The organism is Mesorhizobium sp. 8, from assembly GCF_006351905.1.
Taxonomy (GTDB): Bacteria; Pseudomonadota; Alphaproteobacteria; order Rhizobiales; family Rhizobiaceae; genus Mesorhizobium; species Mesorhizobium composti.
The window spans coordinates 4356808-4377778 of record NZ_CP040914.1; the positions used below are offsets into that span (position 1 = coordinate 4356808).

The window sequence follows — 20971 nt, forward strand, 5'->3', positions numbered from 1 at the left end:
AGGGACGTTCGGGCTGCCAGAAGTATCGCGGTTCCAGACTAGCTCTCTCCGTCAACAACACGGCGAAAGGCGTCAGCGTTTGCTTCGCACCAACTACGGAATGAGCGAGGCGGCCTGCTTATCAAGTCCTGGACAGTGGTAGTTATCAAGCCCTTCGTATCGGATCGCATTGATCTCAAACCTTCGACCAAGGCAGCGGCGAGCGAAGGAGGGGCACCGTTCGGATAGCGAAACCTCACGACTTCCTCGGGTGAGGCGACATCTCGAATGGTGATCTCTCTGCCGATAACTGCCGAGATAATAGCTACCTGCTCCGCAACGGTAAGCGCTTCGCGGCCAGTCAACGTATAGGCTTTGCCGGCATGGCCATCTTCGGTGAGCGCCACGGTAGCGACGGCGGCAATATCGGCCGGGTCGATCAGTGCGGCACGTCCCGGCCCAGTGGGATCGAGTACGTAGCCGGACTCGCGCAAGGTCTGCATCCAGTCGAACGTATTGGTCGTGAACCCACCGGGGCGAAGAAAAGTCGCCGGAATCCCCGATGCATGAATGAGTTGTTCGCGTTCGTGATGCCAACGGCCCATAGGAGGCAGGGGTGTAATCGCAACAGCATAACTCGAAAGATAGACAATGCGTCTTATTCCCGTTTCCTTGGCAGCCAGCAGCGCCGTTTTCGCCGCCTTGTGCTCAATGCCTGGCACCAACAGGAAAAGTCTGTCTGCGCCTTGATAGGCTTTGGATAAGGAGGACAGATCCTCCAATTCGCCGACAGCCACGTCGGCAGCCGCCGGGAGTCTCGTCGCTTTGGAGGCGTCGCGAACGAGTGCCCGTACGTTTTCGCCACGCTCGACCAGCTGACAAACGAGTTCGGTGCCGACGTGGCCTGTTGCTCCGGTTACTACGATCATTGCATTGTCACTTGTCTGGCGGGATAATCATTTACCGGTTAACGTTAACCGGTAAATGATATGCATGTCAAGCGTTCGGCGGGCACCGTCCGGAAGTTTCCGAGCACATGAACAAGAATTGAAAGCATTTGCGTTGGAGAATTTAATGCCTGAACTGCTAGACCTCTTCGGCAACACCTCGAAGGTTGTCCGGGCTGTCACTGACGCGGCGCTACGCGACCATGGCCTTCGATTGGGGCAGGATCACTTGCTAGCGGCGCTTTGGAGGCGCGATGGCCAGACTCCTGGCGAAATCGCTGTCGCACTTCGTGTCACCACTCCCGCAATTACTAAAGGCGCTACGGTGCTCGAGAAATCGGGTTTGCTCGAACGGCGCGCCGATGATCGAGACAACCGTCTGGTCCGCCTTTGGTTGAGTGAAAAGGGGCGCGCGCTTCAAAGGCCTGTAGAGGAGACTCGATTGCAAGTTGAAGAAAGATTGACCACGGCCCTTTCAAGCGCCGAGATGAAAGCTCTTGTGCGCAGCCTCGAGAAATTACTTGTCGCTGGGAGCGATATTCTCGCGCCCCGCCACGAGATAGACGATCACGAATAGCGACCGCTCCACATGACGTGTTGATCTAACGCGAGAAAGGTTGAGCGGCCGAAGGCAAATCGTGCTGTTGTTTCGTGACATCCAGTAGTTCCTCGAAGCGAGGGGCGCGGGCCATCTGCTCGATCTATGAAATAGATCCGAACGAGATGGGTGGCGGCCGCCCTGGGCCAGCGACCGATCGGTATTTCTCTGGAACAATTTCATCCTGCACCGATGAATTCCTCCCATCCGCGCTGTCCTTGTCCATAGCCGAGCCCGGATGGTCCGGCGGCCTCACACGCTCAGACGATGGGTATGCAAAAAATGCTTCATTGCCGCCCTGCCTCAAAACCCCACGCGGCAAAGTAGTAATTTCCGAACAAAATTACTAGTTTCTGGAAATGGGACTTCCGACCCGTGGAAGCGGCTGCTTTCGGGAAGCGATCAATGATCAGGAACGACCGAAATTAAGGTCGGCTGCAGAACGGCAGCTTGCCGCCTGGTGATCTCCAGAACCGGACAGTCCGGTGTCGGCCCCCAACCGGCCACTCGTGACGCTCCCATTGGTGTTGCGGGTCTCCCGTTGAGGAGGTGCGGCGGCGATTCAGTCGATCTCGACGTTCATGGCGAAGTCCCAGGTGCCGGCGCCGTTCTTGGCCAGGCCGATCATCATCAGGCCGAGCGCCTCGAGCGTGTGGGCCATGTGCAGGCCGCCGACGTCGAGCGGACGCAGCCCGAGGCTTTCGAGGAAGGCAGAGACGCGCGCCTTCGCCTCCGCATCGTCGGCTGCGATGAATGCGTCGAGCCGTCCGCCCTTGGCGAGGACATGACCGAAGATCGTGTTGAACGCCTTCACGACATGCGCGCCGGCGGGGAGGCCTTTGGCTGTCTCCTGCGCACCGGAACTGTCGTGGGGCGTGACGAGGCCCGAGAGGTCGGGGGCAACCGGGTTGGCGATGTCGACAATCACCTTGCCGTCGAGCGCGTCCCCAAAGTCGGCCACCGCGGCCGCCGCGCCGGAGTAAGGCACGGCGAGGATGACGATGTCGCCCGCAGGCGCGGCGCCGTACGTCCCCGTGGTCGCGCCGGACCCGAGCTTGTCGGCCAGCGCCCGCGCCTTGGCGGGGTCGCGGGTGACCACCTCGACGATATGCCCGGCCTTGGCGATACGGCCGGCGATCGCCGTGGCCATGGTTCCTGCGCCGACGATGCTGATAGTGCTCATGTTCGATCTCCTGATGTTTGGAATGCTACTTGTGGCCTTGACCAGGATCAGCCGGCCGGGAAGTAGTGGCCGTTTTCCATGTCGGCGATCAGACCCGGCTGAGCGGGCTCCCAGCCGAGGGTCTGGCGGGTGACGAGGCCGGATGCCGGAACGTCCAGCGTGACCAAATTCGCGAGGAACCCGAAGTATCCCGGCAGCATCAGGACGTCGGCGGGAATGGGCACGGCGGGCAGGCCGAGGCGGCCGCCAATAGCCTCGGCGATTTCGCGGAACGGGATACCCTCGTCGCCGACCGCGTGCCAATTTTTGCCGGCTGGGGCCTTCTCCAGCGCCAGGCGAAACAAGGCGGCGAGATCGCGAGCGTGCACGGCTGACCAACGGTTTGCGCCGTCTCCGGGATAGCCGATGACGCCCTTCTCCTTCGCGAGCCTGATCAGCAGCGGAAGGAAGCCGGCATTGTCGGTCGTGCTGTGCACGATGGGAGATCCGCACAATCGAAGACCGTACGCCCCGCTCAGCGAGGCCGACCGCAGTGGTTTCCACGATGTTGCGAACCCGCAGCGTGCCCTTATATGTGTCGCCCGCTGGAAGGGCCGGATCGTCCTCTGTGGCTGGCCGGCCCAGCCCTTCCCAACCGGGTGAACCAATGCTTCCCGATACGACCAGCGGCTTTCCGGTCCCCGCCAGTACCTCGCCGTAGGCAAGCATGATCTGGGCCTCCGCTGCAGCCACGGCGTCGATGCCGCCGGACGGAAGCAGGTCCTGCCGGTGCGCGACGTGAATGACGCCGTCGGAGTCGGCGGCCGCCGCCTTGAGCCCGTCGATATCCTCGAGGCTGCCGTGCCGAGCCTTCGCGCCGAGCGCGGTCAGCTTGGCTGCGGACTCGTCCGAGCGGGCCAGGGCGGTGACCTCGTGGCCGGCGGCAACGAGCTCGGAGATGATGTACGGACCAGAATGGCCGGTCCCCCCGGCGACAAAAACATGCATGGTACTGCTCCTTGTGGGCGATGCGGGAAGTCGGGGGGCGGGCGTGCTCAGCCGTCGAACTTGACCAGGTCCTTGAAGATCAGTTGACCCCAGCTATTTCCACGCGCCTGCACAAGCAGCCCGCCTTCAGAAAGCCCGCCAAGTTTGATCGGCGCGAAACCGACATTTTCCGCGAGCGCACTGATCTCCGCCGCGGCGCCATCATCGTCGCTCGCCAGGAACACGACCCTCCTGCCACCATGTACGGCCGGATCCTGGGCAAGGACCGCGGCGACCAAATGGTTGAAGCCCTTGACCAGTTTTGCACCAGAGAAGGCCTGAGCGACGAACCGGGAAGAAGGCTGTCCTCCCAGTTCCTCAGGGGGCACGCCGTAGGCATTGGTCACATCGACGATGGTCTTGCCCTGCCAGTTGGAAAGCGCCTTCGCGACATCCGGGTGCTGTTCGAAACGGACGGCCAGAAAGACGATGTCCGCTTTGACGGCGTCAGCCAGTGTTTTGGGAAGGATTGTGGGTCCGATCGCGCTTGCAGCGGATGCAAAGCTTTCCGGGTCGCGCGTGGTAGCAACGGATACTTCGATGCCCCTGCGGGCGAACGCCTTGGCCAGAGCCTGGCCGATATGGCCGAAGCCGATGATTGCGTAGCTCATCTATATTCTCCTTGGGTTGATCACGCCCTACGGCGCTCCGAACAATCGAATGGAGAGCCGGGCGTGCGTGTCAGAGTTGCGCCAGGCCGCCGTCGACGGCGACTTCGCTGGCGGTCATGAAGCTGCTGTCCGACGAGGCGAGAAAGGCGGCCACCGCTCCGATCTCCGCCGGATCGGCCATCCGCTGGAGCGGATTCATTGAGGCAAAGACCTTCTGACCCTCCTCGCCCAGCGCTTCCTTCGCGAGTTCGGTCGCGGTCGGGCCGGGCGAAATCACGTTTACCCGGATGCCGGTGCCCTTCAGATCCTCCGCCCAGGTCCGCGCGAGGTTGCGTACTGCCGCCTTGCTCGCGCTGTAGGCGCTGAATGCCGGGGCGCCCGTGGTGCCGGCGCTCGATCCGGTCAGGATGATCGAACCGCCCTGGCCCATCAGGGGCAGCGCCTTCTGGACCGTGAAGATCGTACCCTTCACATTGGTGTCGAAGGTTACGTCGATGTGCCCGGCGGTGATCTGGCCGAGCGCAAGCTGGCTTCCCACCCCGGCATTGGCGAAGACGATGTCGAGGGTTCCGCGCTCGGCCTTCACCGCCGTGTACAGCCGGTCGAGGTCGTCTGGATCGGAGACCGAGCCTTTCACCGCGCGGGCATTTGAGCCGAGATTGGCCACAGCGGTGTCGAGCGCTTCCTGCCGGCGGCCGAAGATGAAGACAAAGGCCCCCTCTTCAATGAAGCGCTTTGCCGCGGCAAGGCCGATGCCAGTGGCGCCGCCTGTGATGACTGCAACCTTACCTTCAAGCTTTCCCATGACTTTCCCTTTCGTGGTGTCGGGACAGCATTTGTCCCCGAGAACCTCGAAATGGGTCCGCCGGCGTTAGTTGTGGAGTGCGCAAGCGCGCATATCGGTGGTGCGAAATCGATCCGGCCGGGCGACTGTCGCCAGCCGCGACGATCCCTATCCATCTCCCAAAAACCGAGCCGCGCTCGTCGGCATATGCTATAATGACCGCCTTATTGCCCTTCGGCGTGTTAGATATGAGCTTTGGAAGAAGCACCGTGCGGTGCGAGGTTGCACCATGATCGACTGGGACGACGTCCGCTATTTTCTTGCTGCCGCACGCGGAGGCTCGGTCCGAGCCGCCGCCGAGCGCCTCGGGGTGAATCACTCGACCGTGCTGCGACGCATCGCCCAGCTCGAGCAACGGCTGGGCGTGCAGATGTTCGAAAAGCTGCCCTCTGGCTACCGCCTGACTTCTGCGGGCGAGGAGGTCCTCGAATTTGCGGAGCAGATGGAGGCGTCATCACATTTGCTGGAGACGCGCATCTTCGGTCGCGACCAGGGTGCGCGCGGGCTTTTGCGGGTGACGCTTCCTCCGTTCCTCGCCACACACCTGCTCATGCCGGATCTCGCCGACTTCGCGCGTCTGCATCCGGACATCGAGATGGAAATCTTGTCGTCGGGCGAGGTAGCGAATCTCACCAACCGGGATGCTGATGTCGCAATTCGTATCGTCGCCAACCGCAAGACCCTGCCGCTCAATCTTTACGGGCTGAAGGGACCTGAGTTGTTCAGCGGCGTCTACATGTCTCGTGATCGACTAGCCGCGTGGCGTGCGGGCGCGGCGAATCCCATCCGATGGATCGTCATAGATGATCATGGAATTCCGGACTGGGCACGCGAGGCAGAGGTCCACACCACAGCAGTTCCTTTCAGGACCCCGGACGCCGAGACACAGATTGCAGCGGCGCAACAAGGGATCGGAATGACGAAACTGCCATGCTTCGTCGGAGATGCCGACTCCTTGCTGGTGAGGGTGCCGGGCACCGACCTGCCCATGCATGGAACGCTCTGGCTTCTCACACAGGGGGAGACGCGCAAGACCAAGCGCGTGCGGCTCTTCACCGAGTTCGTATCCCGCAGGCTCGCCGCCTACGCGCCGCTTCTCGCAGGGCTGTCTGTATCGGGCGACTGATGCGGAGCAGGTCGCTGGCGATGCGTGCAGTTGACGAGCGCCTGTAAGAGGATAGCCCTGGAGGCACCACCCGGTGGAAGGGGCTCTAACAGCGCTTTATCCAAAGTTGTTCCTGAAAACCGTCGTTCCGATTTTGGCCCCGGCTCTGCCGCCGGTCGCGAGCCAAACGAATGTCAAGTTTTGGCGGCGACGGAGGAACCCGGACGGCGGTAATGAGGTCGTATTCGGAGCGGCAGATTTCCGGGGAACCTTCCCCAAGACCGGACCGTCCGGAGACGGCCCCCAAGCTGTCTCGTTATGCACCGGCGAGATATTCATTCGAGAAGTAGTCGCCGAAATCGGGGCGGGTCGTCAGCGCATCTCCCGTCGCGTCGCGCAGGATACCGGCCGTAAACAAGAATCCACCCATCGCCTCGATCTTGCTGCGATCGATTTCGCCGACGGTCCCATCCGGGCGGGCAAGGTAGTTGCCCTCCACCAGCGCCTTCATGGAAGCGCGGATGAAGGCGGGGTTGGTGACCATGCCCTTGTTGGCCTCCACCAGCAACGCCGCAGCCTCGTCGGGATTGGCGGCCGCGAAGGCATAGCCGTGACGGGTTGCCCGCCCGAAGGCCGCCGCTCTTTGCGGATGCTCGGACAGGTAAGCATCGCTCGAGACGATGAATGTCGTGTGCTGGTCCGGCACGCCGTAATCTGCATAACGGAAGGCGCGCTGCGGCTTGTTTTCCAGTTCGGCCTTGATCCCTTCCCAAGTGTAGACCTCGAGTGTGAAATCCACCGCGCCGTTGGCAAGCGCTTCGTAGGCTGAGGTGCCCAGCGTCACCGTTTCGAACCTACCCACGCCGCCGCCGTTGCGGATCAGCGTACCGATCAGCGCATTCTCCCAGTCGCTGCCGAAGCCGCCATAGGTCTTGCCGTCAAGGTCTCTCGGACGCTGGATATCCGCTCTGTCGGCCTTGAACACCAGACGCCCTGTTTCGGTCTGCACGACGGCATAGACGGCCTTGAGGTCAGCCCCGGCTGCACGCTGGGTGAAGAAGCCGATCGCGCCGCTGACGCCGAAATCGGCCACCCAATTGCTGACCAGTGTGCCCGATGCGGTGTCGGCATAGGGCAGGATCTCAACATCCAACCCTGCCTCGGCATAGAAGCCCTTGTCGCGCGCGACATAGAGGCCGACATGGTTGGTGTTGGGCGTCCAGTCGAGCGCAACTGTCACTTTCTTGCGGCCGGCCTCTGCCCAGGTGGGGGTTGCGCAGGCCATGCCTGAGGTGAGGCCGAGCAAGAGTGCATCGCGGCGGTTGATCGTGGTCATGGGTCGGGTGCTCCAATGGTTCAGGCTTCGAGAAGCGTTTCCAGCACAGCGGCTTCCACCACGCTGGCGTCCCGCAGACCGGTGGCGCCGGCGTGGCGCGGTCGTGGCAGCGGAACGGAAAACTCGCGGACGACGCGAGCCGGACGTGCTGACAGGACGTAAATGCGATCTGACAGGAAGACAGCCTCGCGTACGTCGTGCGTTATCAGCAGCGCCGTCCAGCAGTGGCGCTGCCACATGGCCTCCAGCCAGCGCTGCATGCTGGTGCGGGTAAGCGCATCGAGCGCGCCGAACGGTTCGTCCAAGAGCAGCATGTCCCGCTCCTGCACCACGGTGCGCAGAAGGGCGGCGCGCTGTCGCATGCCGCCGGAAAGCTGGGCCGGATAATGGTTCTCGAACCCTGCCAGCCCGAATTCCGGAAAGAGCGGCAGCACCTTTTCCCGCGCAGGCTTGCGCCCCATGCCCTGCACCTCGAGGCCGAGGGTGACGTTGTCGAGGATGCGCCGCCACGGCATGAGGGCGTCGCGCTGGGGCATGAAGGCGAAGCGGCCGACTTCCGGACCAAGCGGCTGGCCCTCGCAGCGTATGCTGCCGCTGTCGGCACGGATGCCGCCAATCAGCATCTGGAACAGGGTAGACTTGCCCGCACCCGACGGGCCGAGGATCGACACGAACTCGCCTGCGTGTACGTCGAGCGAAATGCCGTCAAGGACAGGCGTAGTTCCGAAAGCCTTGCGGATATCTTTGAGTTCGAGCTTCGGCGTCATGGCGCCGGCTCCCGCTGCAGGCGTAGCCAGGGCATGGCCAGACGTTGGACGAGCACCGTGGCGGCGAACAAGAGCAGGGTCAGCGTCGCGCTTACGCCGACCGCGGCGAGCACGAGGTCGGGCCGAAAATTGTTCTTGGCGTTGAGAATGTAGATGCCCAGGCCGCGCGCCGCGCCGGCGTATTCGGCGAAGATCGCACCGACGACCGCGTAGGTGATGGAGATGCGCAGGCCGGCGAAGAAGAAGGGCGCTGCCGATGGAAGGCGAGCGAGCCGGAAACTTCGCCAGCGCCCTGCGCCCATGGAGCGCAGCAGCATCGATATCTCCTTTTCCGTCGACTCGTAGCCCTGCACCAGCGCGACCAGCATCGGAAAGAAGGTCACCAGCGCGACCAGCATGATCTTCGGCATCAGCCCGAAGCCGAACCAGAGCACGACGAGCGGCGCGATGGCGACCAGCGGCAGCGTCTGGCTAACGATGAAGACAGGAAACAGCGCCCGCCGCATTGCTTGCGAGAAGTCGAGCAGGATGGACAGGACAAACGCCGTCGCCAGCGAGCAGCCGAAGCCGAGCAACGTCGCGCGGATGGTGGGCAAGGTATTGTCCCACAGTGCTGCGCGGTTCACCCATGCCTGTTCGGCTACCCGGATAGGAGACGGCAAAGTGGTCGCACTGATGCCGGACAGATAGGCATAGAACTGCCAAGCAAGCAGCAACGACGCGATGGCGATCGCGGCAGGCCCCGTCCGGGCCAGTAGGGAAAGTGTTTTGGACATGGTGCAGGCGCCTTGCGCGGACAGCGCGAGGCTCAGACGGCGGTCGGGCTGTTGGCCGAAACGGTGAGGTCGAGCGCCAGATGGCCTTCGGGAGAGCCGAAGCGCAAAAAGGCCTCGCTGAGCGTGGCGAATACCGGACCGGCATCGCCGCGTAGCGTGGTGCAGAAATTCTTCGACCGGCCGAACACGCCTGAGCGCTTCATGAAGTCGATGCAGCCGTAAATCTCGTCCATATGGTGGGCGGCGCCCAGCGGGTAGAGCGAGAGCTGTGCGCCGACTTTCTGGCCTGTTGCGGTTGCGTTTGTCACGGCGGCCAGCGCGGCATCGATCCGCTGGGCAAGCGGGGTGGTGGCCTCCAGTCCCTGGATGGGCGTGCAGATCGGATCATCCGGCTCGCCGGGGCAGCCTCGCGACACGGTAGCGTGCAGTACGCAATGCACACCGCGCTGGGACGCGGCCACGTGGAGGTCGCGCATGGCGGGAAACAGCTGTTCGGGCGGGCCGACCAGAAGGGTGGAAAGATCATCTGTCTCGATCCGGAAGCGGTCCCGGTATGGATCGAGTGCCGACAGGCTGCCGAGGATGACACGGACGAAATCGTCCGTCATCGGGTACAATGCGACTTGTGCGCCAGAAAACATGATCCGCCTTGCTCCGCTGGTATTATCCAGATCAGCTTGAGGGTTTCGCGGCATGGCGCTGCGGTCTCAGCCCCGGCAATACGGAGCACCCCTGTGGTGAGGCGGTACTCAACACAAATTTGGCGACGGCGCAAGGCGTCTATGTAATTACCCTCGGGAGGCAGCGGCGATGGAAGAACGCAACAATCGCTTGTAGAGCGGTTAGATTAATTCCGACTTCACGCCGGAGGAGATATAGCAGCCGCTAAAGCGGCAAACCCGCCTTGATATAGCCGTCGAGGAAATGTTGCCGGTCCTCATCGCGCCTAAAATGCTGCATAGCTGCCCAACGCGATCCGAGAAAGCCTGGATTAATCTCCAGGAACCGGCTGGCTTCCTCGTGAGCTTCTTTGAGCCGACCGAGTTGCGCCAGGCTCGCGGCAAGGATGCGCTTTGCCGGTAGCCGGCCGACCTCCTCCTTGCAGAGAACCCCGACCGCCTCGGCATAGTGGCCGGCGGCATAGTATGCGAAGCCAAGGTCCCAATAGTACCAACCCGGCGGAAAGGGGTTGAGCCGGAGAGCATTCTCGGCCAGTTCGACGGCATCGTGAGGCTGGCCTTGCAGGACCCTCAAGCCCGCCATGTTCACCATCGTATCGGCATGGTTCGGGTTGATCCGCAGCGCCGTTTGTAATGCGGCTTCCGCCTCATCGAGTTTGCCCTCGCAGAGCCGGGCATACCCAAGCACGCTATGCGCCATGGGATCGTTCATATCGAGCGACATGGTTTTCTGGGCGCAAGCGAGCCCCAGGGCCTGGTTCGCGTCGAAGTCCTCCCCGTACTGGATCGCCGCGCTGTAGTACGAGACGGCCAGCCATGCATAGGCCTCCGCCAGATCCGGATCGAGCTCAATGGCCTTGGCAAGGAAAGTACGAGCGAGATCGTTCCCCGCGGGTGAGTGCATGACAAGAACGCGCCCGCGAACGAGGAAGTCATACGCTTCGATCGTCGTCCGGCGCCGGGGCGTATCATCGAGCACCGGTCCAAGCGGCAGCACGTCAGACAAGGCCGCGACGACCTTGCGTACGACCAGATCCTGCAGACCAAAGACGTCGGCCAGATCGCCATCGAAGTGCTCGGCCCAAAGGCATCTGTTCATCGTCGCCTCGGTGAGGCGAACCCCAATTCTGACCTGGCCTGCGACGCGGCGCACGCTTCCCTCGACGACATGGCGGGCGCCGAGTTCCTTCGCGATCGATTGCGTATCGGCGGACCTTGACTTGAAAGCGAACGATGAATGGCTCGCGATCACAAGGAGGCCAGGCACCTTCGACAGGTCGGCGATCAGATCCTCCACCAGACCGTCGGCGAAATGCGCCTGCTCCGGATCGAGGCTCATATACGAAAAGGGCAAGACTGCGAGGGAGGGGTCCGCTTCGAGCGCCCGGCCGGCGTCGATGATGGGAGCCTCGCGCTCCTGGATGGTGAGCGGGCCTGCGAAACGATAGCCCACCCGTGGGAAAGTCGCGATCCACTCTTCCCCGTCCGGCGAGACCCGAAGCCGTCTCCGGAGTGTGGCGATCTGAACCGTCAGGTTGCTTTCTTCAACATTGGTATCTGGCCAGGCGGCATCCATCAAAACCGCCTTGGGCACCACCTGACCGCGCGCCTCCACCAGAGCCTGCAGCAGCGCGAAGAGTTTGCTTCCCATCGCAACAGGAAGGCCGTTCTCGAAGAGTGCGCTGCTGCCAGCGTCGAGCACGAAGGGGCCGAATGCGAAGCGCTGAGGCGCCATGGCCTATCATACGACCTTCGGACGAAATTTTGTGGCTTTCGGAAAAATTTTGGAATCTGTTCGGAGCGTCTTCAGGATTGCCGCCGCGAAATCGCCGATGCTCTCCACCTCGGGCCAGCCTAAACGGGACCTGGCCAAAGCTTGGCAAAGCACCAGGGGAGTTAATCATATGGCAAAGCTAACATTGGCGACGAGCGTGCTTGCCGGCGTGACCGCGCTTTGCGGCGCTGCCGCAGCCGATTCCTCGATGGTCGGCCCTACATACATCGGGGATCGTGCGGCGGACCCCGAGGACGAGACGTTCGCCTATCTGGTGAAGCCTGATGAAAGTGATCATCCGATCGCTTTCATCGGCCCGGCCCGCAATTTCGGCCCCGTAACCGGCGAAGCGGAGAAGGACACGATCGGGTACCTGCCGCTGCTCGCAGTGCAGGGAGATGGCTTTTGGTCATTTGTGCTCGCGCGCGAGTGAGGTTTCAAATGCGGCGAGGACTATGGAATCGCCGCCTGCCGTGACGGGTCGCCGCCTGCCCACCGATTCTCGCGGGCTGTCTGATGACGTAAACAGACATTTGATCAATCGACCTGATGGGAGGCCACTTTACCTGTGTTCGGAGAACAAAATCGGAATCGCTCATCACGGTGGATCAGATCCACGCCGTCGCGATAATTAGCGCTCGTGGACAAAGGGTATCCATAGTTTGACTGCGGCGATGGCGACGAAGCCGAGGTAGGATTCCTTGGTTTTGTCATAGCGGGTTGCAACGCGCCGCCAGTTCTTGAGCTTATTGAAGAGCCGCTCGATCTGGTTGCGCCATTTGTACTTGGCTTTGTCGTGTGGGATCAGCTCGCGCCTGTTGCTTTTTGAGGGGATGACGGCCTCGACCTTGGCGCTGGAGATTTCGTCGCGAATGGCATTGGCGTCGTAACCTTTGTCGGCGAGGAAAGCCTCGATCCGATTGGAGATCATTCGGAACAAGGGCGCAAAGCCTTGTGTGTCATGCGTTTGTCCGGGCGTCAGGATGAAGCCGAGCGGACGGCCTTTCGCATCGCAGCGGGCATGGAGCTTGGAGGTGAAGCCGCCGCGCGATCGACCAAGCGCCTCGGTCTCCTGAGTCCCCTTTTTATGCCGACCGCACAATGATGTGCCCGGACAACAGTGCTGTCGATCATGTCGGCGCTTCGATCCCGCTCGACCATCTCCGCCAGCGTTTCGAGCATCGCCTCGAACACGCCGGTTTCGACCCAGCGTCGATATCGGCGGAAGACGCTGTTCCATTTGCCGTATTCATCTGGCAGGTGTCGCCATTGCGCTCCCGTGCGCGCCATCCACATCATGCCTTCGAAATAGCGCCGATTGTCCTGGGCTGGGCGGCATCCGCGTCCTTGCTCAGCGGGAAGAAGCGGACCGATCACCGCCCATTCATCGTCCGTCAGACCAATCCGTTCGCCCAAGGCTGCCTCCAAATGGAAGCCTTGAATCAAAACCCGATTCCCCAGTCAACCTTTGTCCACGAGCGCTAGTCACGCCGAACTCGGGAACGCGGCTCACAAAACGGAGATCATGCCGCCGTCGACATAGATGATTTGACCATTGACGTAGTCCGAGGCTCGCGACGCGAGGAAGATGGCGGTGCCGATCAACTCTTCAGGCTTGCCCCAGCGTCCTGCCGGCGTCCGGCCCTTGACCCAGGTGTCAAACTCCGGATCGTTGACGAGCGCCTCGTTCATGTCGGTCAGCATATAGCCGGGGACGATCGCGTTGGCCTGAATGCCTGATTTCGCCCACTCGGCTGCCATACCGAGCGTCAGCATCTTTATGCCGCCCTTGGCGACGGTGTAGGGAATGACTGTGGCGCGCGCGAGTTCGCTCGTCAACGAACCGACGTTGATGACCTTGCCGTGTTCTTTGTGAGGGAAAGGCGGAGCGCCACAGCGAGCCTAGTCCCGAAAGTGTCCTTCCTTGGCAGTCCTATCCGCAATAAGCCTTGACGCGCGTCCGGGCCGCTGGTATCCGTTTCGTCAATGGGACATTTTTAATACCTATCGGGACAAAATAAGTCCCTTCATGCGGAGGCGTACTGATGCGAAGTGAACCGGTTCTGACGTCAAAGGACAGCATGAATTCGGTGCTGGGTGTGCCCTGGGCGGCAACGCTCGATTTGAGGTCGGGCGCTCTATGGCCGCCTTCGCACGTTGTCACGTGCCGCCTCAGCGATATGGCGGGGCGCTATGCTGACCGCGCCGCGGAGCAGGAATTGTTGAACCAATCTGATCCGCTGATCTATCGGGCAGACGAGATCCTCGCGCCGGAAACGCGAGGCGAACTGCACACCAGCGTCACCGTGGTTTTTCCAGGTAAGGTTGGTGACGAATACTTCATGAGCAAGGGCCACTACCAGGTCGATGATGCTGCGGTGAAGGTCTATCTGGCCGTCTCCGGCACAGGCTACATGCTGATGCAGAACGCGAAGGGCGATACCATGGAGGTCCCCATGGCGCCGGGCACGATCGTCTATTGTGCCGCAGGCTGGGCGCAGCGAACAGTCAATGTCGGCAACGATCCATTCGCCTACTTCAAATACTGGCCAGCGGATGGAGGTCACGACTACGAGCGCGTCGCTCGCGAAGGCGGATTCCTCAAGCGGGTCGTCAAGCGCAACGGTCGCCCGCAAGTCATAGATGCAAAAGATATCTGATCGCGCAAATGATGCTTGAGCAATCGGCGAGCAGGTTGAACCGCATAAAGAATCCAATAGTAATCAGGGAGGAAGAATGATGTATAAGAAAATATCCACAGCAATCTCGTTCGCAATGACTCTCACATTGCTACCTGCAGCGCTCGCTACCGGTTCCGGTGCGGCCGCCGCTGACGAGCCACTGAAGGTTTCGTGGATTTTGTCCAAGGCAGCGGCGCAAGCCGACCACCGGGCTCTCGATGGCTTCAACAGCTACATCAAGGAAAACAATTTGAACTGGACCGTCGACGTATCCGACGGCAAAGGGTCACCGGCCACAGCCGCTGAACTCCTTGAAAATGCGGTTCAACGCGGCTCTTCGGTAATCATCCTATCAATGGTAGATATGCGCGCCTCGCAGGCGTCTCTTGATAGTGCAAGCGCGGCCAAGATCCCGGTCTTCACGATCGATGCCGGATGGACGCCCGGTGTTGTGGTCGACATCACCGCAAACAACTTTGCGATGGGCGCAATCATCAACGCCTACATGGCTGATCGTCTGGGTGGAAAAGGCGGCGTAATCGCCTTCAAGGAAAACTCCCATCACGGCGTGCGCAAGCGCGGCAAGGAATTCGACGTCGTCATGGGCGAGGCACCCGGCATCAAGGTTCTCGCCGACCATCAGATCGATGTCACCAATTTCTACGCTGACTCGAAAAACGCGATGGAGGATTTCATCACCCGCTTTGGCGATGAGGTCAACGGCGTGTTCGCCGGCTGGGACGAGCCCGCAATGGCCGCCGCCGATGCGATCAAGGAGGCCGGGCTGAAGAATGCGTTCGTGGTCGGCATCGATGGAAATACGGCCGCGATGAAGTACATTCGAGACGGTGGCCCGTTCGTGGCGACGGTCGCGCAACCGTTCGAGAAGATGGGCTCGCAAACTGGCCAGTACATCTCTGACATCGTTGTCAATGGAAAGGATCCGGATACCGTCATACCGGTCAAGCAGGTTTACCTGCCAACCTGCCTGATCACGGCGCAGAATGTGCCTCCGGAAGGCGAGCTGCCGTGGAAGGCATGTGAGTGACCCCTTCGACAAAAGTGAAGTAGGGTTGTTCACGTAAGGAACGTCTACTGTACGTCTCCCGAAACCGAGAAACCGTTTCGGGAGAGGTGCACGACGTACAGAGCCAGAGCGTGCAAGCGGCTGCAAAAGATCGCGACACCCTTTGGTTTTCGAGACCGAGATTGCTTCCCCACAATACGGTATACTAGCCGACCAACAGGCGTGGACACTTCGGCATGAGCACAGTGGAAACAGACCTCGTTGCCTCCGACGCTATTTTTCAGGCGCAAGACATTTGCAAGCAGTTTGGCCCGGTCCGTGCGCTCAACAACGTCAATTTGACGGTCCGTAGAGGCGAAGTGCATGCGCTCTTGGGTCAAAACGGCGCCGGCAAATCTACTTTGGTGAAGATAATTGCCGGCGCCGAACGCCCCGATAGCGGTCGGCTTCTGGTGGATGGTGAACCCTTGCGAGCCGGAGACCCTGACGCCGCGGTCAGCCGCCGCGTCGCTTACGTCAGCCAGGAAGGCAGTCTCAATCCCGGTTTTACCGTCCCGGAGAATGTCTTTCTTGGACGGGAGAAGACGCGCTTCGGACTGCTGGACCGCAAGCGTATGCGTAGGGAGGTTGAAGAGGTCCTGGCTGAGTTTGGCCTCGACCTGGATCTGCACCATGAGGTCCGCGCCCTCAATCCGGCCAAGCGAAAGCTTGCCGAGATCGTACGAGCGCTTGCGCTGCGGCCATGGCTGCTCGTCCTCGATGAGCCAACCGCCGCGTTGCCGCAACCGGATGTCGATCATCTGTTGTCGATTATCCGCCAATTGGCCGAAAGCGGCATCGGTGTGCTGTTCATCTCGCACTATCTGAGCGAAATTTTTTCCGTGGCTTCAACGGCAACCGTGCTGCGCGACGGCGAACTGGTTTGGACTGGGCCGATGAGTTCGACCAACGCCACCGCGCTGGTCCGCCACATGATCGGAAACGAGGTTGAGGCCGTGGCGCCGCCAAGAGGCGACGCGATCGCCGGCGCACCAGTTTTGGAAGTGCAAAACCTGTCCACTGCGGATGGTCGAGTGCAAAGTGCAAACCTTGCAGCGCACTCCGGCCGTGTTCTTGGCATTTTCGGTGTCGTAGGTGCCGGCAAGAGCGAATTGCTCGAAGCGATTTTCGGACTGCACCCGGCAACCGGCGGCAAGATCAGCCTAGGAGGTCAAAAGGTCGACCGATGGGGCCCGCGCGAAGCTATCAGGGCCGGCATGGCCCTTGTGCCCGAAGACAGGTTGTCCAAGGCACTGCTGGCCGGGCGCAGTATCGCGTGGAACGTCGCAATGCCGTATTGGAACAGCCTGAGCCGCGGATTTTCTATCGGCGGCCGGGAAGCCAAGCTGGGCGACGAAGTCATTTCCGAACTCGGTATTACCGCCCCGGGCAGCCACACCTTGGTCGAACATCTGAGTGGCGGCAACAAGCAGAAGGTTTCGGTTGGCAGGTGGCTCGGCACGCACTCCGCGGCCCGCATCTTCCTGTTCGACGAACCTACCCAAGGGTTGGACGTTGGCGCACGTGCAGGGGTTTACCGGCTCATGCGCAATCTGGCCGACAATGGCGCATCAATCATCGTCGCCTCGTCGGATCTCGAAGAAGTGCTGGCGATTAGCGATGACGTCATTGTCATCAAGAACGGAAAGACAACTGCCTTGAACGAAAATGAAAGCCGTGAGGCTGCGGCGGTTCTGGCCGCGGCAACTTGACGAAGCCGTCGTCTGTGACGGCGTAAAACGGTTGAGGATGTATGATGACAAAGACTGTCGATGCGGCGCGGGATACCCGGTCGCCAGCCCGATCGGACAAGGGCCCGCAGCGGAACCAACAAGTGGCGAACATGAGCCTGACCGAAGGGCTCCGCCGGTATGGTACTTTGCTGGCATTGCTCGTGATCTGCGTTCTGCTTGCACTGACCACGCCCCGCTTCCTCACTGTCAGCAATCTCTCAACGGTGCTGGTGCAGCTTTCCATGCTGGTGGTGGTGGCAAGTGGCCTCACCGTTGTCGTCGCTTCCGGCGAGTTCGACCTTTCGGTGGGTGCGGTCGCCGGCCTTGCGGGCGTCCTGACCACCGGCCTGCTCGCTCATCTGGGAACCGACGTTGGGCCGGCGGTTGGAGCCGGCGTTGCGGTGGGGGCGGTTGTTGGGCTGCTCAACGGCTTTCTGGTTGCAGTTGTCGGGCTGCCTAGCCTTATCGCCACTTTAGGGATGATCTCGGTCGTTACGGGTCTGAACCAATGGTACACCCAAGGCCAGGCCGTTTACGGGGGGCTGCCGGACAGCTTCGCCGTATTGGGTCGAGGCGCATTGTTCGGCATTCCGGTTCCGATCCTCATCATGCTGGCAATCGTCGTCATTTCCTACATTCTGCTCGAGCGCTCGGCGACGGGTCGGCACCTCTATACGATCGGAGACAACAAGGACGTCGCCCGGCTTGCCGGTATTTCGGTCCGCTGGAACAAGATCTTCGCTTTGGTCTTCTGCGGGGCTTGTGCTGGGCTGGCAGGCGTCATCATGGCCTCCCGTCTCGGCTCAGGCCAGCCGGCAGCAGGCGATCACTTTCTCATGGACGGTCTGGCCGCCGTATTCCTTGGCATGACGGCTTTTTTCCTCGGACAGGCAAACCTGCGCGGTACTGTGGTCGGCGCGCTCATCATCGGTGTGCTTCGCAATGGCTTCAATCTTCTGGGCTGGCCTTACTACATTCAGGACATCGCTATGGGCGTCATCATGATCGGCGCCATCACTGTCGCCGCCTCCAAGGGAGCGGTACGGATGCCCAGCGTTACGGCAATGTTCAAATGAACTGCACTTACCCCATCTTGGCCGGCTCTAGCGCAACGCTTTCGGTGACGCGATGACTGGCGCAGCGACGCTCGGCCTTGACTTCGGCACGGGTTCTGGCCGTGTCGTCATGATCGACCTGAACATCGGCGGCGTCATCGCAGAGCATACGGTGGGGTATCAGAATGGCCTCCTCGACGAAGCGAGGGCGCCAGAAATGAATCTCGCCCCGAACTCCGCCATCCAGGACCCGGGCGATTTCATCCTCGCTGCTGAACAGTTGCTGACCTGGGCCGCGCGGGCCGCCGCCGAACTGGGCTTCGAAATCCACGCCATCGGCATTTCGGCTACCTCCTGCACCATACTTCCTGCCTTGCACGACGGTACCCCGCTATTGCACACGCCAGCCTTTGCCGGTCGGCCGCACGCTTTCGCCAAGCTCTGGAAGCATCATGCGGCGGATCACTACGCAAAGCGGATTGCGGCGGCCTGCCCGAGCTTTCTGGGGCGATACAACAACCAGACGAGCTCTGAATGGTCACTGGCAAAAGCCTGGCAGACAATGGCTGAAGACCCTCCGCTGTGGGAAGCGGCGGAACGCTGGATCGACGTCGGTGATTGGATTGTTTGGCAGCTCACCGGCACGGAAACGCGCTCCGCAAGCCATGCCGGGTGCAAGAACCATTGGCAGCCGGATCTGGGTGGTTATCCCGAGGAAGCCAGCCTCGAAGCAATAGAACCGGGACTTGGCAGTTGGCTAAGCAAGCTGGCGCCGCCCCATCCGCTTGGCACCTCGGGGGGACCCCTAACACGCCGCTGGCAAGACGTGACGGGCATCGGTGCTGCGGCGCTCGTCGGGGTCGCCATGGTTGACGCCGAGGCGGCCGTGCTGGGTTCAGACGTCGACACGCCCGGCATATTGGTGGCCGCGGCAGGGACGTCGACCTGCCATATAAGCCTGTCGGCACAACCGACGCCGGTGGTAGGGATCGAAAGCCTGGTCTATGGCGGCGCCGTGGACGGACTATACGACTACTGCACCGGTCAGGCGGCCAGCGGGGATATGCTGGCGTGGCTGTCGAGGATGTTGGCTTTTGGCGACAGCTCCACCCCCGAAGCAGTTCTTGAAACACTTGTCCAAGAGCTTGAGGGGTCAGTTAGCCCAAGCCCGATCCAGGTGATGGACTGGTGGAACGGCTGCAGGACGCCCCTGGGACAAGCAGACCTTGGCGGCATTGTCACCAACATCAAGACGACAACCACGCCGGTCGAAATCTACCGGGCCATGCTGGAGGCAGGAGCGATGGGCATGCGTTACGCTTATGACCTCCATCGCCAGGCCGGGCCTATCCACGAGATTCGCATAACCGGGGGAATGGCCAGGTTCCCTGCTATCATGCAGATCTATGCAGACGTCATGGGTCAAATGGTCCGAGCCAACTCGACGGTGCTGGGCTCAGCCCGTGGGGCCGCCATTTCTGCCGCGAAAGCAGCCAAATGGGTCGTGCCCGCCAGCCTCGGCTATACCGACTACGAGCCGCGCCAGAGCGAACGCTACGGCGAACACTACCGGCAGTATTGCCGGCATATCGAACAGGCATCGGCGTCAACGTCTTGACGGCATGTTCATCGCGAGACGCTCTCGTCGGAGAGAATGGCGCGCGCTGTCGCTTCATCGGTGACCAGAATGTGCTGCAAACCAGTGTTGAGAAGTGATCTTATCGCCGCCGCTTTTGACGTGCCGCCGCCGACTGCGATCACATGGGCGGCATGACTCAAATCCTCCAGCCGCATCCCGACCCCACCCGCTGCTTCCACCACCTTACCTTTGATGTCGAAGAAGTAGCCGAGGGATTCGCTGACGGCCCCACGCTGTTCAAGGGTCTTGATCCGTGCGGCGGAAAACCGGCGGCGCGCGGCAACGCTTTTTAACGTCCCGACGCCTTGCACCACGACGGTCGCCGAACGGATGAAGTCGAAAATCTCGCGAATGGCGGGCTGCGCGTCGAGCAGGATGCTGACCGATTGCTCGCCAAGGTCGCTTGGCAGATGCAACAGCCGGTACTTTGCGCCCAGCGCCCGGGCAAACTGTGCAACGACAGTATTGGCCTCCGTTTCCAGAGCATCTCCCAGGCCGCCGCCGGTCGGTGCTATGGTCGCACCCGGATACTCCTTATGGCTGAAAAGATGTCGCGCCACATCTGCCAGTGTCGATCCGCCGCTGACGGCAACCACGTCCTTAGGACCAAGGACTTCCAGAATGGCTTCGCCTGCAGCGCGCGCCAAGGCCTCGCGTGCAACCACTTCGGTTTCGGAATCGCCTGGAACGATAAAAACGCGCCGCAAGGAAAATTCAACGGCCAGCATGCGTTGAAGGCTCCTTAGTTGCTGAAGCTCAGAGACGATCTGTCCAAGATCCGCGAGGATCTGCCGTCCAGCCACGGACAATGACACGCCGGATCCGCCCAACTCGGTCAGGCCAATCTCGCGCAAGATCTCGACTTCCGATCTGGTGATCCGCTCGGACCAACCCAGACGGTCGGACAGGATGCGGCGACCGACAGGTTCGCCCGCCGCCACGGCACGCAGTACGGTGTAGCGTCGCTCGACCAACTCTGCCATCTCTGGCGCTGCCGAAATGAGCACCGACAACGGACTTTGCATTGGCTTATCCGAGAGTTGCGATGGAATAGAACTTCTGATCCGAAATTAGACCCGTTCTGTCAACCGGCTACGCCGAGGCCACGGCAGTCGCTTTTGAATGCTGGATTGACGGGATGATTGCGCTGATTGAGTAACTGGCGATGGTG

At 61.3% G+C, this 20971-nt stretch carries 20 protein-coding genes, 2 pseudogenes and 1 riboswitch; of the genes and pseudogenes, 8 read left to right on the top strand and 14 right to left on the bottom strand.

Annotated elements, in window-relative coordinates:
- Positions 1–38: 38 nt before the first annotated feature.
- Positions 39–908 (bottom strand): NAD(P)H-binding protein, encoded by an 870-nt coding sequence (locus FGU64_RS20900; RefSeq protein ID WP_139954878.1) that lies wholly within the window; start codon positions 906–908, stop codon positions 39–41.
- 118 nt (positions 909–1026) lie between these two features.
- On the opposite strand from FGU64_RS20900, the gene FGU64_RS20905 reads away from it, so the two are divergent.
- Positions 1027–1503 (top strand): MarR family transcriptional regulator, encoded by a 477-nt coding sequence (locus FGU64_RS20905; protein ID WP_210239044.1) that lies wholly within the window; start codon positions 1027–1029, stop codon positions 1501–1503.
- Positions 1504–2086: 583 nt separating this feature from the next.
- On the opposite strand, the gene FGU64_RS23590 is transcribed toward FGU64_RS20905, so the two are convergent.
- The 4 genes from FGU64_RS23590 to FGU64_RS20925 all read right to left on the bottom strand — a co-directional run bounded on the left by FGU64_RS23590 (position 2087) and on the right by FGU64_RS20925 (position 5149).
- Complete coding sequence (locus FGU64_RS23590; protein WP_139954879.1) at positions 2087–2707, bottom strand: NAD(P)-binding domain-containing protein; 621 nt, start codon at positions 2705–2707, stop codon at positions 2087–2089.
- Positions 2708–2754: 47 nt separating this feature from the next.
- Positions 2755–3183: an NAD-dependent epimerase/dehydratase family protein gene (locus tag FGU64_RS23595; protein ID WP_246671174.1), complete on the bottom strand. Its 429-nt coding sequence runs from the start codon at positions 3181–3183 to the stop codon at positions 2755–2757.
- Between the two features lie 558 nt (positions 3184–3741).
- Complete coding sequence (locus FGU64_RS20920; RefSeq protein WP_139954880.1) at positions 3742–4344, bottom strand: NADPH-dependent F420 reductase; 603 nt, start codon at positions 4342–4344, stop codon at positions 3742–3744.
- Positions 4345–4414: 70 nt separating this feature from the next.
- Positions 4415–5149 (bottom strand): SDR family oxidoreductase, encoded by a 735-nt coding sequence (locus FGU64_RS20925; protein ID WP_139954881.1) that lies wholly within the window; start codon positions 5147–5149, stop codon positions 4415–4417.
- Positions 5150–5417: 268 nt separating this feature from the next.
- On the opposite strand from FGU64_RS20925, the gene FGU64_RS20930 reads away from it, so the two are divergent.
- Positions 5418–6314 carry a LysR family transcriptional regulator gene (locus tag FGU64_RS20930; protein ID WP_139954882.1) on the top strand — a complete coding sequence of 299 codons (897 nt, stop codon included), beginning with the start codon at positions 5418–5420 and terminating at the stop codon, positions 6312–6314.
- Between the two features lie 295 nt (positions 6315–6609).
- On the opposite strand, the gene FGU64_RS20935 is transcribed toward FGU64_RS20930, so the two are convergent.
- The 5 genes from FGU64_RS20935 to FGU64_RS20955 all read right to left on the bottom strand — a co-directional run bounded on the left by FGU64_RS20935 (position 6610) and on the right by FGU64_RS20955 (position 11587).
- Positions 6610–7629 (bottom strand): ABC transporter substrate-binding protein, encoded by a 1020-nt coding sequence (locus tag FGU64_RS20935; RefSeq protein WP_139954883.1) that lies wholly within the window; start codon positions 7627–7629, stop codon positions 6610–6612.
- A 20-nt stretch (positions 7630–7649) separates the two neighbouring features.
- A complete protein-coding gene (locus FGU64_RS20940) occupies positions 7650–8396 on the bottom strand; it encodes an ABC transporter ATP-binding protein (RefSeq protein ID WP_139954884.1) in 747 nt (248 codons plus the stop codon).
- Entirely contained in the window at positions 8393–9172 is a 780-nt protein-coding gene (locus FGU64_RS20945) for an ABC transporter permease (RefSeq protein ID WP_139954885.1), read from the bottom strand. Before FGU64_RS20945 ends, FGU64_RS20940 begins: the two co-directional genes overlap by 4 nt.
- Positions 9173–9204: 32 nt before the next feature.
- Positions 9205–9813, bottom strand: a complete 609-nt coding sequence (locus FGU64_RS20950; protein WP_139954886.1) for a YkoF family thiamine/hydroxymethylpyrimidine-binding protein — start codon at positions 9811–9813, stop codon at positions 9205–9207.
- Positions 9804–9916: riboswitch (TPP riboswitch) on the bottom strand. (Overlaps the previous gene by 10 nt.)
- A 141-nt stretch (positions 9917–10057) precedes the next feature.
- Positions 10058–11587, bottom strand: a complete 1530-nt coding sequence (locus tag FGU64_RS20955; protein ID WP_139954887.1) for a winged helix-turn-helix domain-containing protein — start codon at positions 11585–11587, stop codon at positions 10058–10060.
- Here FGU64_RS20955 and FGU64_RS20960 point away from each other — a divergent pair.
- Positions 11586–12059, top strand: coding sequence for a hypothetical protein (locus tag FGU64_RS20960; RefSeq protein ID WP_139954888.1), 474 nt, complete (start codon positions 11586–11588; stop codon positions 12057–12059). The two genes, FGU64_RS20955 and FGU64_RS20960, sit on opposite strands and share 2 nt — an antisense overlap.
- A 198-nt stretch (positions 12060–12257) precedes the next feature.
- Here FGU64_RS20960 and FGU64_RS23600 read toward each other — a convergent pair whose 3' ends face one another.
- From FGU64_RS23600 to FGU64_RS20970, 3 genes and pseudogenes are all read right to left on the bottom strand, one after another.
- Positions 12258–12728, bottom strand: coding sequence for an IS5 family transposase (locus FGU64_RS23600; RefSeq protein WP_246671175.1), 471 nt, complete (start codon positions 12726–12728; stop codon positions 12258–12260).
- 2 nt (positions 12729–12730) lie between these two features.
- A pseudogene (locus FGU64_RS23605) lies at positions 12731–13003 on the bottom strand (transposase); the annotation flags it as partial.
- Between the two features lie 132 nt (positions 13004–13135).
- Positions 13136–13492: pseudogene (locus FGU64_RS20970) on the bottom strand (SDR family oxidoreductase); the annotation flags it as partial.
- A gap of 179 nt (positions 13493–13671) precedes the next feature.
- Between FGU64_RS20970 and FGU64_RS20975 the strand changes: the two are divergent.
- From FGU64_RS20975 to FGU64_RS20995, 5 genes are all read left to right on the top strand, one after another.
- Positions 13672–14286 (top strand): glucose-6-phosphate isomerase family protein, encoded by a 615-nt coding sequence (locus FGU64_RS20975; protein WP_139954889.1) that lies wholly within the window; start codon positions 13672–13674, stop codon positions 14284–14286.
- A 76-nt stretch (positions 14287–14362) separates the two neighbouring features.
- Positions 14363–15355, top strand: a complete 993-nt coding sequence (locus FGU64_RS20980; RefSeq protein WP_139954890.1) for a sugar ABC transporter substrate-binding protein — start codon at positions 14363–14365, stop codon at positions 15353–15355.
- 215 nt (positions 15356–15570) lie between these two features.
- Positions 15571–17085 (top strand): sugar ABC transporter ATP-binding protein, encoded by a 1515-nt coding sequence (locus FGU64_RS20985; RefSeq protein ID WP_139954891.1) that lies wholly within the window; start codon positions 15571–15573, stop codon positions 17083–17085.
- 131 nt (positions 17086–17216) lie between these two features.
- Positions 17217–18182: an ABC transporter permease gene (locus tag FGU64_RS20990; protein WP_210239046.1), complete on the top strand. Its 966-nt coding sequence runs from the start codon at positions 17217–17219 to the stop codon at positions 18180–18182.
- Between the two features lie 52 nt (positions 18183–18234).
- Positions 18235–19779 (top strand): FGGY-family carbohydrate kinase, encoded by a 1545-nt coding sequence (locus tag FGU64_RS20995; protein ID WP_139954893.1) that lies wholly within the window; start codon positions 18235–18237, stop codon positions 19777–19779.
- Positions 19780–19787: 8 nt separating this feature from the next.
- Here the strand turns inward: FGU64_RS20995 and FGU64_RS21000 are convergent, their stop codons facing one another.
- On the bottom strand, positions 19788–20825 hold the full coding sequence (locus FGU64_RS21000; protein ID WP_139954894.1) for a sugar-binding domain-containing protein: 1038 nt from the start codon (positions 20823–20825) through the stop codon (positions 19788–19790).
- Positions 20826–20971: the final 146 nt, after the last annotated feature.